The sequence below is a fragment of the Shewanella sp. VB17 genome, from assembly GCF_013248905.1.
Taxonomy (GTDB): domain Bacteria; phylum Pseudomonadota; class Gammaproteobacteria; order Enterobacterales; family Shewanellaceae; genus Shewanella.
In genome coordinates, this window is the sequence record NZ_JABRVS010000001.1 from 3,499,050 (window position 1) to 3,513,462 (window position 14,413).

Annotated in this window: 9 protein-coding genes; 3 read left to right on the forward strand and 6 right to left on the reverse strand. The window is 42.6% G+C overall.

The features are described from left to right. Window positions 1–1,476: an EscC/YscC/HrcC family type III secretion system outer membrane ring protein gene (locus HQQ94_RS15065; protein WP_173295188.1), complete on the reverse strand. Its 1,476-nt coding sequence runs from the start codon at window positions 1,474–1,476 to the stop codon at window positions 1–3. Beyond that, a complete protein-coding gene (locus HQQ94_RS15070; RefSeq protein WP_254304069.1) occupies window positions 1,473–1,862 on the reverse strand; it encodes a hypothetical protein in 390 nt (129 codons plus the stop codon). The genes HQQ94_RS15065 and HQQ94_RS15070 overlap by 4 nt, the downstream gene beginning before the upstream one ends. A gap of 286 nt (window positions 1,863–2,148) precedes the next feature. Between HQQ94_RS15070 and HQQ94_RS15075 the strand changes: the two genes are divergently transcribed. Then, entirely contained in the window at window positions 2,149–4,941 is a 2,793-nt protein-coding gene (locus HQQ94_RS15075) for a two component system sensor kinase (RefSeq protein WP_217274046.1), read from the forward strand. A gap of 34 nt (window positions 4,942–4,975) precedes the next feature. Here the strand turns inward: HQQ94_RS15075 and HQQ94_RS15080 are convergent, their stop codons facing one another. Then, window positions 4,976–5,617, reverse strand: a complete 642-nt coding sequence (locus HQQ94_RS15080; protein WP_173295189.1) for a two component system response regulator — start codon at window positions 5,615–5,617, stop codon at window positions 4,976–4,978. A 367-nt stretch (window positions 5,618–5,984) separates the two neighbouring features. Here HQQ94_RS15080 and HQQ94_RS15085 point away from each other — a divergent pair, with 367 nt between their 5' ends. Next, window positions 5,985–8,618, forward strand: coding sequence for a parallel beta-helix domain-containing protein (locus HQQ94_RS15085; protein WP_173295190.1), 2,634 nt, complete (start codon window positions 5,985–5,987; stop codon window positions 8,616–8,618). 172 nt (window positions 8,619–8,790) lie between these two features. On the opposite strand, the gene sohB is transcribed toward HQQ94_RS15085, so the two are convergent. Together sohB and HQQ94_RS15095 are read right to left on the reverse strand one after the other, a co-directional pair. Further along, window positions 8,791–9,822, reverse strand: coding sequence for a protease SohB (sohB, locus tag HQQ94_RS15090; RefSeq protein WP_173295191.1), 1,032 nt, complete (start codon window positions 9,820–9,822; stop codon window positions 8,791–8,793). Window positions 9,823–9,974: 152 nt separating this feature from the next. After that, window positions 9,975–12,374, reverse strand: a complete 2,400-nt coding sequence (locus HQQ94_RS15095; RefSeq protein ID WP_173295192.1) for a VolA/Pla-1 family phospholipase — start codon at window positions 12,372–12,374, stop codon at window positions 9,975–9,977. Window positions 12,375–12,639: 265 nt separating this feature from the next. On the opposite strand from HQQ94_RS15095, the gene HQQ94_RS15100 reads away from it, so the two are divergent. Then, on the forward strand, window positions 12,640–13,377 hold the full coding sequence (locus tag HQQ94_RS15100; RefSeq protein WP_173295193.1) for a YciK family oxidoreductase: 738 nt from the start codon (window positions 12,640–12,642) through the stop codon (window positions 13,375–13,377). 68 nt (window positions 13,378–13,445) lie between these two features. Here HQQ94_RS15100 and HQQ94_RS15105 read toward each other — a convergent pair whose 3' ends face one another. Next, entirely contained in the window at window positions 13,446–14,357 is a 912-nt protein-coding gene (locus tag HQQ94_RS15105; RefSeq protein WP_173296669.1) for an exo-alpha-sialidase, read from the reverse strand. Between the last annotated feature and the right edge of the window lie 56 nt (window positions 14,358–14,413).

A 14,413-nucleotide genomic window follows, 5' to 3' on the forward strand; every position in this document is an offset into this window, starting at 1 on the left:
TTAATCTCCTTGGTTAACCGGTTCCGCTTTGATAAGGAACAAACGCATCACACTTTGAGTACTATGATCTGTACTTCTGAATAAGCCACCTAACAAAGGAATATCACCCAATAACGGGATCTTATTTTGTGTTGTTTCATCTCTATCCTGCACAAATCCACCAATCAACAGACTCTCACCCGATTTTAGTGTCGCTTGGGTCGATATTTCAGAATTCTCTACTTGAGGGATCGGCTCACTTTTGCTCACCGCCTGACTCTGTCGACCATCCTGGATATTTAAATTCAACATCACTGCTTGGTGACCTGCTTCATCGATCAATCTGGGCGTCACTCTTAATAATGAGCCAGTTGTGACAGACTCCAATTTAGCCACTTTTTCTCCCTGTACCTTGGTGTAAAAAGTAATATTTTTATCCAATATAGCCTGAACGTTATTCAGAGTAACAACAGAGGGCCGAGATAATACCTTAGCCTTAGAGTTTTGCTCGAGTGCATTTAACTTCACCATAAAATTACCGGTATTGCCTATCACAGTAGAAAAGTTACCGTTACCGTTATCACTATTGAAGCTCACAGAACCACCACCCAATTTAGCTGATGCAGACCAATCAATCCCCAGTTTTTTAAAGTCACCTGCGACAACATCCAAAATAGACACTGACACCTCTATCATGGTGGGCTTGGTATCAAGCTGCTTAATCAACGAACCATAGGTCGCCATATCACGGGCACTTCCGCGTACTATAATGGCATTTCGACGAGGATCGGCAGCAAAAACGGGACCACTATTACTGCTTGTCACACCTGCCGTTGCATCTGCAATTTGTGTCCCTTGATCCATGTCTTTAAGCACTGTCACGAGTCCCGGGATCTTGACTGACTGACTACGGTATTGGTAAACAGAATCAGTTGCTGAAGCATATTTAAGAGGATAAACCCGCACAGCTTCTTGGGTCTCTGAAGTTTTTTTAGCGCTAGCATCAAGTTGCTCAGTCAGCTTAGTCACACTCTGAATGCACGCTGGTACGCCCGACACCTGCAGCCCACTGATCCCTGCAACAGATTTAATACTGCAAACCCCGACATCAAGCACACCTGCAGACGTAAGATATTGGCTCACTTTAGCAGCCGGTAAACTTGTTAATGATATGACTTCATTAGTGATTTCACTTGCTTTATACACATACAACACCTCATTGTTGTAATACCAAACTAAGCCATAACGATGACTTAACTCTTTGATCACTTGTTGAGGAGCTTGGTCTTGAATAGTGCCAACATATTTATCGGTGATCTTGTCACTAATCACCACTGGCACACCATAATTACTGCCGAAGTCTTGCAAGACCGACGCTAATGAAGTACCACGACTGATCATCACAAAAGGATCACCTTGCCATTGAACAGCCGTTAATGGCATCGCTTGAGCTAAGGTAAAATTAAAAAGTAATAACAAGCAGATAAATGTCTTCATGCTGTCCTCCCAATAATGGATGCTCGATAACGATCAAATGGTTTAATTAAATCTTTTTCGATAAACCGTGCAATCGCGAGTTGAAAAGCCACCGCTTGAGACAGTTTTTCATCATCTTGATTTTCATCGTAATAGCGCCATAATAACCAAGTATTATCTCTGTATTGTAAACCGTAGTCTCTGGTTGTTTCACTGGCAGCCAATACTAAGCTTGTCTGATTTATCCAATCATTAGTTACATCTTGTGGTACATCTAATACTATAGCGACTGAGGCTGAACCGTGTTGTTCAACAACATAAGCTTTTCTCTCGGCAAGTAACCATTCATTACGACCTTGATGTGAGTTTGATATGAGAAATCCACTGTTAACTAACCTACCTATCATCTCGACGACCACCTTGCTTACTCTATGGGATCAGTATGTGACAATAGAGATTTTTCGCCCATCAGGTAAACACCTTAACTGCCTCTAGCGAAGGTCTCATGCGATGAAATCCATGGAAGCATGTTGATATGATGATTGAACTAAATAAAAAGATGACATAGCAAAACAAAAAATGATGCCCTAAAGTTGCCAAAACAGCCTGACAAAGGAATTAATGCAAGCACCCCATTTTTAGGTTATTTTCTAACACAAGCGATGGTTATTTTCAGCACTACATGGACAACATATGATACAGATTAGATGGAAAGCATCACTGGTGACTAAGCTCACGGTCTCATTCACAGCAGTCCTTATCACTCTTTGGCTCATGATTGAATATCAGTCATACAGCAATGCCTTTACCCGCACCTTAGATCGCGCACTTATCGCCTATAGTGAACTCAGCGATCTCAGATCTCAGGTTAGTAATAATCTGTTTACCGATGCCAGTTATGATGCACGACAGCTCGATAAACAATTACATCAATTTTCATCCATAGATAAAGTGAATGCTCAAGAAATAGTCGCTCATTATTTTCCTTTTCCTGACAGTACAGATCAAACAAAAGATACTTTAAGCATGTGGGTAGCTCAGACCTTTGGTAATGCAGGCCAACACAGGTATTTAGATAGTTTTATCTATAAACCTCATAAAGGTGTCTCTATCTATGCCGACTCTAATGCCGACGAAGAATATTTTCACATCAGACTAAAAGAGATAAAGCAACTGGCAAGCCAACCTTCAATTGATGGATATCGTTGGGGAGCGCCAATATTCAATAAGAAGTCGGGTAATTATCATTTAATTTTTAGCTACTCCAGCGAACCTAATAACCCAGATTCTTCTCAAGTCGGATTTGGAATCAATTTGGTCTCACTAATGTCATTAAATAATTCTCTTGGCCGAGGAGATATCAGCTTTTTCATGACACCGACAGGTGAGCTATTTTCAAATTCAATATTAAATTTATCACCTGATACTTTAGCGGCACTACAAGATGAATTTAACAATCCGCATCAATATACTAATAAAAAAATCCCACACGCATTGGGCAATTATTATGTCATTAAAGAAAATATTAATGGCCCTGACTGGCAACAAATAACTTTGATTTCAAAAGATTTTTTACAAGATATGGCACTCATGCCATTCTTTACTGAGCTACCTTGGTCTTTGTTATCTTTGGCCGTTATGGCGTTTGTCTTACTGAACGTTCTACGCATCAACCTCGCCAAACCTATTGGCCATTTTGTCAACATTATTAACAGCGATATTCAACCCACCTTCGAGCGACGTCTCCCTGAAGAACGAAATGATGAACTAGGTCAAATAGCCAGAGCCTATAATCACCTGCTCGATACGGTAAAAGAAAACTACGATGTACTCGAGAAAAAAGTGGAGCAGCGTACCCATCAACTCGCCATTGCAACCCAAGATGCCGAAAAAGCGAATGAACGTAAAACTGAACATTTGACCAATATCAGTCATGAAATTCGAACTCCACTCAATGGCATAACAGGCTCATTAGAATTACTACGCAATACGCAATTGAACACAAAACAAATGGATCTTAGAGACACGGCCTATAACTGTGCCAATTCACTGCTCGCCATTATTAACAATTTACTCGATTTTTCCCGCATAGAAGCCGATCAAATAGAATTAAATTATCAACGCTATCCTGTCATGAAATTAGCCGACAATGCCATGCTAACGATACAAAATAGGGTGGTAAATAAACCTATTTCACTCCAATGTATTATCCATGCCAATGTGCCAGAAACAACACGATTAGATCCCTTAAGAGTCAGGCAAATCTTAGTCAATTTATTGGGTAATTCAGCTAAATTTACCGAGAAAGGACATATATTATTACGCATTGAAGTCGTTGAAAATCACCTTTACTTTAGCGTGGAAGACACGGGTGATGGCATCACCATTGAAGATCAGCAACGTATATTTGAGCCCTTCGCCCAAAGTTGTCATCACCAAATTGGTACTGGACTTGGTTTACCTATTTCAGTCAAACTCGCACAAAAAATGCATGGAAGACTGACAATGTTCAGTACCTTAGGCAAGGGCAGTACCTTTATTTTAGATCTGCCTCTTACTGAAGCCAGTGAGCCCCCCGTCTTGCCATCAGCTCCTATCATCGCTCCGCTCGCTTTGCATAAGCAGTTATCACAATGGGGAGCAACTCCCATTGAAGGGGATAATAAAGCACTCAGTCACCCTGAGCTGGCTCACCTACCCGCTCGCCTCTGGCAACGTTTGCATGAAATTCGCCATAACTTACCTCAAAAGCAGCGCAATCACTCTCTTATCTTACTCCCTTGGCGATTAAAAATTCTCTTGGTTGATGATGTCGAAACCAACCGAGAGATTATCAGTAAGATGTTAGTGGAATTAGGTCAACAGGTATTCAGTGTTAACTCCGGAGAATCTGCATTAAAAGAAGGCGAGAAGCATGTATTCGATCTCGTGCTAATGGACATACGTATGCCAGGATTAGATGGGTATCAAACCACTCGAAGATGGCGTGAAAGCGAAGCGATATTAGACACTGACTGCCCTATATTTGCGCTAACAGCAAACGCAAATCCAATGGAACACGACAGTATTGAGACGGCTGGGATGAACAGCTATTTAACCAAACCAGTATCATTAAAACAACTAAATGGAGCGTTAGAAAAAGCGGCAGATTTACAGCTAGATCGCGATATGCCACTGATGATAAATAATGATATCAATACGCCAATGATTGAATACTCCAATACCAATCTCAAGCATAGACTCATCGTCCATTTAACAGATATGACAACCCAAGCAAAACAACATATCACTGACAAAGAATGGGAAAACCTGAGTGATGTACTGCATACGATCAAAGGGAGCGCAGGACTTGCTGGGATGAACGCGATTTCCGACATTGCAGCTGATTTGGAACTCGCTCTGGAAGCTGAATCCTGTCTCGATTTAGCAGCCTTGACCCCGCTAGATGCATTGATTCAGGCATTGGCTTCACAGTCCAATGTCTAAAAATGTGTGCTGCCATGTAAGAGGTTGAAACAGACTATGATAATCGCTGAGCCCAATGCATTAACTCAGCCACATTATGTGCGTTGAGTTTACGCATTAAATTCATTCTATGGGTTTCAACCGTTTTCAAGCCTATCACCAAATCCTCGGCAATGTCGCGATTACGCCTTCCCTCACAAATCAATTTTAAAACCTGTTGTTCTCTGGGAGTCAGCATAGGCATATCACCATCAACAACACCATCTAAGGCCTCTATCTGCTGTTCATCTAAGCTTGGATCGATAAAAACTTTGCCTTTACTCACGCATTTTATGGCCGCAATAAGGGTACTTTTGGGGCTGTTTTTAACCACATAACCATTTGCACCGACATCCAAAGCCTCACGCGCACTTTTCTCCTCAATCGTCGCGGTTAACATAATGATCATCATTTTAGGCCAACGCTTACGTAACTGACGAATAACATCAAAGCCACTCATGCCCGGTAATTTAAGATCCATAAACACAAGATCAGGTGTTAATTTCAAACATTGTTCGTATACTGCTAAACCATCTTCAACAAATCCCACTAATTCCAATTCTGGATAGGGCGCTAAGCAGCTACTTAAACCATCAAAAATCAATGAATGATCATCTACCACCAATATATTTATCGTTTTGTACTGGCCAAATGCCATAGCTTATCTCCAAAAGATAATACAAGTTACCTATGTTACAAAATAGCTGACAGAAAACTAATTTTGGTCACAATTATCAGCATAGTGAAGGGCATTAAGGGATCTTGTCAAGCTTGCCGATAGTTTATCAGAAATAACACCTTATAAAAGGCTATAAAATCTCATAAAAGTAACGCATTATTTTTGTTAACAGAATGTTGACTCAACAATGCCTTGTCGATATGGTAAGTCTGTATAATTAATACTCAAACACCTCAGGTTTTTCTTTCTGAGTTCCTAATACCCTTGAGTAGGGTAATGATTAAGCAGGCTCATTCCTTTGTGCCTAGGGATATCAGCGGAATAATCAATATAAACTGGAGATACTATGCTAAAAAAAACATTATCATGGTCAATACTCACGTTAATTACCTGTGCAAGCTTACTATTTCTCAGCGGATGTTTATCAGATGATGACAAACTGATTATAAAAGGCAACTCCACGATTCCAAGCACAACCCCACACTTTCCAAAAGACGCTATCATGATCAAAGCTGGAGAAAATTTGACGATCCGTATTCAAGAGGCCTTGATTAACGCGCAAAGCAATGACGTTATTGTACTGCCTAAAGGTCACTTTAAAATAGCATCAAGTCTCTTGTTCGACGGTGATGTCGATGGTGATGGTTATATGGTAACCAACATCACCATCATGGGATATGGTATGAATGAAACCATATTGGATTTTTCAGACTCACTCTCAGGCGATGGTATATTCGTCCAAAATGCCGCTAATATTACTATCCAAGACTTGTCTGTTAATGAAGCAAAAAATAATGGGATTAAACTCAAGAATACCAACGGAGTCATACTCAGAAAACTCGCCACTGTCTGGGAAGGTGAACTCGATAAACACAATGGTGCTTATGGACTTTATCCCGTCGAGTGTGCAAACATTCTGATTGAAGATAGCTATGTAAGAGGCAGCGCCGATGCCGGAATTTATGTCGGTCAATCTCAATACATTGTGGTTCGCCGCAACATTGCCAAAGAAAATGTGGCTGGGATCGAAATTGAAAACTCACACTATGCCGATGTTTATAATAATCAAGCTATCGGTAATACTGGTGGTATTTTAGTCTTTGACTTACCAATCAATAACCACAAATACGGGGCTAGTGTTCGTGTTTTCAATAATAAAATTTCTAACAATAACACTAAGAACTTTGCTAATGCATCAGCTAATCCAGCTGGGGTGCATATTGTTCCACCGGGAACCGGAATTATTGTGCTTTCTACCAGCGATGTCGAGATCTTCAACAATGAAATCACTCACCACGATACTATGGGGATCGCGATCAGTAGTTTTTTTATCGCAGAACCTGATATGAATGCCTTTGTCGCTAACTATGGTCAGACAAATCAACCCATTGAAGATGGTTGGCGACCCACACCCCGTAATATCTATCTCCACGACAATCTGATCACTGATTATGGCAAGCAACCCAATGGCCACCTGATCGACGACATTATCAAAGCTTACATGTTTACTCATGGAACATTTCCCGGCGTGCTCTATGACGGGTTAGGTGAAATGTTATCAAATAACGGCACCGCTGCGTATTTAGGCTTACAAGAGATGCCATTCGCCGACGATGGTAGCGATAATATTTGTTCGACCAACAACGGTGATGTCTCATTTGGGCGACTGTATGCCAACGACAATGTTGATATTACTTACCCTAATGTGCTTTATGAAGCCACTCAAAATGAGATAATGAAATGTAGTCAAGTCCGTCTACCCACACATACGGTCACATTCGCAGATAACATCTTTGGTTGTGGCATTGATGACGAGGTCGCCGGTTGTGACGGGCAAAATACAGTCAGCGGCACTGGGGCAATAGATGAAGGGGAAGCGCTGTTCCTCGGTGACGGAGAATTAACGCTTTGTGAGCCCATAGGCGAACAAGTCAATTGGCAGGCGCTATTAAGGGCTAACTGCCCAAACCTAGCTGACTATAACCTATTTTTAAACAACTCAAACCCAACGGCAGATGCAAATTCTGGCGGGTTACCTTACGATCTCAATACTCAACTCTTCACTGACTATGCCAGTAAATACCGTTTTATTTTTGTGCCTGAAGGTGAAAAAGCAAACTACTCTTCCCAAGAAAGCATGGATTTTCCTGTAGGCACTGTGATCACTAAAACCTTCGCCCTGCCTGCGAATACTAACGCACGCGGCATAGATAAAGAGGACATGATTGAAACACGCTTACTGATCCACCGTTCAACAGGTTGGACTGCGCTACCTTACCTCCATAATACTGACAAATCCAATGCCATTATAGCGAAAGCTGGTGCGATTCAAGCAAAACAAATTACACATAACAATAAAGTACTTAATTTTAATTATCTTGTTCCTAGCATGAATCAATGTAAACAATGTCATCAGTTTAAAGCCTCAAATCACAGCCCAGCTATTTTTGTCCCTATTGGGCCTAAAGCACGTCATCTGAATAAAAACTATACCTACACTGACGGAGCCATGAATCAACTGATGAAATGGCAGCAGGCTGGCATACTACAAGGAGTCCCTGATGTCACCACAATCAGTACTGTGCCAACCTACACAGATAAAGAAAAAAACGATGTAACGACATACTCAGATACCTTATTAATGAACACGGCAAAAGGCTATCTGGATATCAACTGTGCTCATTGTCACCGACCAGAAGGTAATGCCTCTAATACCGGCCTCACACTTGAATACTGGCGAGCATACGGCGATGGTTTTGCACACGGTACCTGTAAATCTCCGGTGGCTTATGGTGGAGGATCCTTAAGCTATGATGTCGTTCCCGGATCGCCGCAAGACTCTATCTCTCACTTCAGAATGGATACCAATACACCGGGCGATCGCATGCCAGAAATTGGACGTAGTTTAATTCATGATGAAGGTGTCGCACTTATTCACGAATGGATAACGCGACTGCCTATGGCTAGCTGTTCACCTTAGTGGGCACTATGTTATCAAGGGTAAAAGTGATGATTGAGACCTACAGCACACTGCGGGTGCATATCGGTCACTCGCGTTTTAGTGTCAACGGTATATTCACAAACTCGCTTCTTAGACACCAAAAAGCCTACGTAATGTAGGCTTTTTTTCATTCACATACTCGGCGGAAATGCTAGCCTAATATTTGATTTTTCTCAGCCATTTTATTCAACACAGCATTGCAAGATAACGAAGCGGCATGCGCGATTTTATCGGCAAATGTTTTCTTTAATTGATATCTGACTTTAATAACAGTCCGCTCTTTAGCTAAATTAAGAATGACATCATCACTGGTCGAAATCCCATCGATTAACCCAAGCTCAATTGCTTGCTGCCCATACCAATGCTCACCTGTAGCCACTTTAGCTAAGTCTAAATCTGGGCGATATTGTGCAATAAAACCTTTAAATAATTCATGAGTCTCTTCAAGTTCTAGCTGGAACTTCTCACGGCCTTCATCGGTATTTTCACCAAATATGGTCAAGGTACGTTTAAAATCACCCGCCGTATGCTGCTCATAATCAATATCGTGTTTTTTAAGCAACTTATTGAAGTTTGGCACTTGCGCCACAACACCAATCGAGCCAACAATAGCAAATGGCGCTGCGTACACTTTATTCGCCACACACGCCATCATATAACCGCCACTCGCAGCCACTTTATCAACGCAAATAGTCAGCTGGATGTTAGCCTGACGAAGACGATCAAGTTGGCTTGATGCTAAGCCATAACCATGAACCATACCACCGCCACTTTCAACGTTAACAATGGCTTCATCACCAGGCTCAGCGATGGCAATAATCGCACTGATCTCTTCACGCAATGATGACACTTCATTCGCATCGATGCTGCCTTTAAAATCGACCACAAAAGTTCTTGGTGCTAATGCCTGCTCTGTTTGCTCTTTCAATGCCTTATCTTTGGCTTTTTCATCCGCCTTTCGTTGCTTTTCATACGCTTTAAATTGAGTTTTGCTATACAACTCTTCTTTTAGATCATGTTGCAGGTCTTTCAGCTCTTCTGAAATATTGGTTAATTTAAGCTCACCTTTACCCCCTTTTTGCTTAACCGCAGAGGCCAGTACCACAACAACCACCACAATGATCGATAACACGACCGTGATAGCTTTAGCGAAAAACATGCCATACTCGTACAAAAATTCCAAAATATGCTCCAGCAAATCAATCTTGTTCAATCTAAAAAATGATGGTTATTCTAACAAGCTTTAATGCAATAAGAAAACGAACAATAAAAAGAAACCCAGCCAATGCTGGGTTTTACCTACATTTACCTATTACACAGATTACGGCTTCCTTATTACCCTGCTGGCACAGAGCAAGGTTTAATCACACTCTCATCACCAATCGTAATACTGGCACTGCCCTGACTGGCCGTTTGTGCATAACCGGCTACTTGTGCTTGCATCTCAATCGTAGCGGCTGCGGAGCCTTCGGGATTAATAAGCGAACTGTGATCGCCTTTAGTAAAACGCACTGCACCTGAGCCTACTGAGGTGCTCGAAATACAGGCTAATTCAAGATTATCAATCAAAGGCTCTGTGCCTGATAATGGGTAGTTATCAACACGGCTAGGTAAGACTTGATCCGGTAAATTTGTATCACCACCGTCACCGACCACTTCAATCAAGTGAACCGGCAGACCAGTCGCCTTTAACATGGCAGCATGGTTAATCGGATCGGCACTGTCCAGTGCCGTTTGCACAGCAAAGGCAAAGCTCGGTAAAAATCCGGCATACACAGCTTCAACCAGTGCAGCGTATTGTGCTGTATCTGGTGCATAATTTTCAGTGTTAGCCGCATCAACCAGCTTTTGAAAATCCTCACTTGCTGTCACTTCTGACAATAGCAAAGGCCCAAATGTTTCTGAGCCAATAAAGGTACCTGCTAACCCACCCGCTGGCGCGACTAAAGAAGCAGCGTTGAGCTTATACACATAACTTAAATCAGTGCCTGAATTAGGATCTGGCAGCTCAGTGTTAGCATAAGCCGAGAAGTTAGTGCTAACAATGCCGCCTAAGCTTAAACCTTGCACGCTGATATTATTGATATCAAATATCTGTGGCTGAGCAGCTTGCCCAAGTGCGCCCGCTAAACCTGTTAATGAAGCGCGCAGGGCAAGGTGATCTAAGGTTGCCTGACGAAAATTATCACGAGCCGTTAGCGTACTATCGATATTAGTAAAAACTAGTGAATTACCATTGACAAACGCCGAGCCAGCACTTTTATCTGTTGCTGAGACTTCATAGACACCATCATTGTTCGCATCATAAGAGCGTTCACCATGAAGCGGCATATCGATCGCAATAGTAGCCACCCCCTTAGATGCATACATGTCTGCATAGGCAAGAGTCTGCTCTTTGAGGCCACTAAGACCATGCATGGCTATCGTCGTCGGCCAGCCAGCAGCTGGCATGGTGCCAACATTCGGTATGGAAATAAGCACCTTGATCACTTCTTGCCCTGTCGGCTGAGGAATAGGATTAAACTTGGTCAGGTGTTTGGTTTTATCGGCCGCATCGCCATCATCTAACAACCAGGTTTTTCCAGCTAACAATGCTGGGTTAGCAAGTGCTGCATTAGGATCAATCCCATAAACTGTGGCTTGTGCACCATAATGTTGTTGGCTCATAGTGCCTGTTTGTAGCGCCAATAATACCGCAACAGGACTATCCCCCAAGGCATGCCAATAAGTACTGATCCCAGAACACTGAGTCGAATTACAGCTCCCATAGGTTGGCACAGTCAGATCAGCAGTATACAAATCGGCGACAGTTAACCCCGCCGCCTGCGCCATTGTCACGCCTAAAGGATGCGGAACTGGCACTGATATTGAAGGTGCAAAGGGGCTTTGCGGACTAGGGTCAAGCATCAACAACTGCACAGTCTTATACACATCGGTAACTGATTGTGTCGTGAACAAACCTGTATAACTTAAGGTGTTTGCATCGACACTGTGAGCTTGAGCTAAACCTTTCTCATAACTATTAACTAAGGTTTGCAACGACAATTGCTCTACCGTTTCAAGCGGCAGTGTCTCAATGTCTAATCTCACGCTGTTATACGTTGATGAAGCAGCCACAGATTGCCCCGCTGAATCGACAACAAGATTAGTGGTGGCATAAATATAAGACTGATTGGATTTTAATGGCTTGAGGGGCACGATCGCGATGGTATTGCCCACGGCTTTAGCAATAAAATCGACCCCAAATTGCAATTCATCGCCGACTTTACACGCTGATGCTGAAGGCGCAGTTTTACACTCTGCATCCGATGACAACGGACCGCCAACGGTGGCCTCAAACATTCTCACCGCACCTGGCTGAAACACAGAAGCGACATCAAGGAGCAATACAGTGCCATCAAGATCCGTTGCAAGCTCTACAGTGATTGAAATAGGTGCCACTGTCGACCAACCGTCTAATGCTCCGATGACTATTTGGGGATCGGTATAATCGCTACTGCCATCATTCAACTCATCGGGTAGTTTAATGGTGCCGTCGAGCGTCCCACTAAACAACAGATCATTAGGAGTAGGAAGTGTGCGCTTAGCGGGATCCTTATTACCTGGATCAAAAGCGATATGAGAAACTGGCGTTAACGCCTCAACCTTGTCACTTAATTCTTCTACGCTGTCCCCACCACACCCTGTCAGCCCAAGCGCAGATGCAACCGCTACACCTAAAAAGAGTCTTTTCATCTTGTTCCCCAAATCTTGTTATAATAATTTTTTGTTTTCACCAAAGAATTTAGTCACAATAGGCAATCATAGTGTGACCAAATAGGACTTTTATCAGTCCCTACCTTAGCTTAAGTTAACGTAAATACATTGGCTTAGCTACATTTTTGTCACAAGCAACCACGAAATGCACAAACAATGGTTAATCATTTGTTTGAAACAAGTGTGCATCATTTCAGTGACTCTAGAGGTGGCGGGCTTTTCCGCCAATAGGAAATATTGACTCATGTTGGAATATCAAGCTGCAAAAGATTTGCTGATGAATAAAACAATACTCGTGACGGGCGCTGGCGACGGTATTGGCCGCGCCGCTGCAGTGGCGTTTGCACAGCATGGTGCAACCGTTATTTTACTCGGTAAAACCGTTAAAAAATTAGAAGCGGTGTATGATGTAATTGAGCAAGCGGGGTACCCAAAGCCTGCTATCGTCCCTTTAGATCTACAAGGTGCGACAGAACAACACTATATCGACATGGCTGAGACCATAGAACAGCAATTTGGCCACCTAGACGGACTCCTGCATAACGCCAGCATATTAGGTGTACTTGGGCCATTTCAACATATCGCGATGGATTCAGTCCAAAAGGTAATGCAGGTCAATGTTATTGCAGAAATCATGCTAACAAAAGCCCTGTTGCCTGTAATGAAAAAGGCACCATTGGCTTCATTGGTATTCACCTCAAGCAGTGTTGGTCGCCAAGGAAAAGCCTTTTGGGGGGAGTATGCTATCTCTAAATTTGCCACTGAAGGCATGATGCAAACACTTGCCCATGAATACGAAGGTTCAAATGTTCGGGTGAACAGTATCAATCCTGGTGCCACTCGTACCGGCATGCGCGCTAATGCTTACCCAGCAGAAAACCCACAAACGCTTAAAGCAGCAGAAGACATTATGGCTGCTTATCTTTACCTCATGGGTCATGACTCTGTCGCTGTTAATGGGCAGCAAATTAACGCTCAGTAACGCGATTCAAACACGACAAAAGGCACATGCTTCTTGTCGTGTTTATTTCAAATACAATACCCATTAGATTACATGTCAATGACAGCGAAATAAATAGCCGTTTTCCCCTCATGGGATGAATAATAGCTGATCTTTAAACGCTCTTTTTCTAGTACGACACCGGCATAACTGGTATCCCCGCCGGAAGGCAGACAAAGCAACTCTATAATGGTTAATGACTCCTCATCGATTTCAACCACACTGGTGCGAACTTTATCGTCATAAAGACGCACGATAGCGTAATGGTGGCCTTGGTAATAAAAGTTCACCGGTCCACCTATTCGCTTGTCTAACGCCTTCCACTTCCAATCTTGATAGGGAGGTTTAGAAGATCCCAATAAAGCCGCCTCTTCAGGTTCCCAAACTGGATCTCGTCTAAGTAAACAATGTACATTATCACCTTCATCAAAGATTAAATCAGACTCATTCACATAACCTTGCTGATTCAAATATTGACATTCTCTGCTAAAGCAATAACCATCGACACTTTTATACAGGCTAACGTAACCTGCAGGATCTGGAAAATATGAGAGCCCCCATAACACGTTATTATGCGCTGAAAGTCGCCATAACCAATCATTAGGCTGAGCGACTTCGACCGGAATAGACCAAGACACCCCATCATCTGAACGCCAAAGGTAAGACTGCCTCATCTGTTTAACACGTGAAATAAAACTTCCCAGTCCTAAGAGCAACAGCTCCCCCTCATACACTAACAATTTACCATCTCGCAGATCAGCATGAGCCATCTGCATTAAGACAACTGACTCCCATGTGTGACCTTCATCAAATGATCGAATCACTCGCAGTGAACCATCATCTGACACATGGGCGCTGCCTTCGCGAAACACACAATAAAGCTCATCGCCAAAGCGCACCATATCAGTAAACGCGTTGTGCTCTCCTTGATCCCAAATTTTATCCACCGACACTAATTTCATCATGAAACCTAGTAGTTAGTCTTAACTTATTTATAGCATGGCATGGGATAAGTAAC

What these genes read in the sequence shown, in the direction of transcription:
- HQQ94_RS15100 (WP_173295193.1), top strand. Translation starts at nt 12,640, where the DNA reads ATGTTGGAATATCAAGCTGCAAAAGATTTGCTGATGAATAAAACAATA.
- HQQ94_RS15080 (WP_173295189.1), bottom strand. Translation starts at nt 5,617, where the DNA reads ATGGCATTTGGCCAGTACAAAACGATAAATATATTGGTGGTAGATGAT.
- HQQ94_RS15065 (WP_173295188.1), bottom strand. Translation starts at nt 1,476, where the DNA reads ATGAAGACATTTATCTGCTTGTTATTACTTTTTAATTTTACCTTAGCT.
- HQQ94_RS15105 (WP_173296669.1), bottom strand. Translation starts at nt 14,357, where the DNA reads ATGAAATTAGTGTCGGTGGATAAAATTTGGGATCAAGGAGAGCACAAC.
- HQQ94_RS15075 (WP_217274046.1), top strand. Translation starts at nt 2,149, where the DNA reads ATGATACAGATTAGATGGAAAGCATCACTGGTGACTAAGCTCACGGTC.
- HQQ94_RS15095 (WP_173295192.1), bottom strand. Translation starts at nt 12,374, where the DNA reads ATGAAAAGACTCTTTTTAGGTGTAGCGGTTGCATCTGCGCTTGGGCTG.
- HQQ94_RS15085 (WP_173295190.1), top strand. Translation starts at nt 5,985, where the DNA reads ATGCTAAAAAAAACATTATCATGGTCAATACTCACGTTAATTACCTGT.
- HQQ94_RS15070 (WP_254304069.1), bottom strand. Translation starts at nt 1,862, where the DNA reads ATGATAGGTAGGTTAGTTAACAGTGGATTTCTCATATCAAACTCACAT.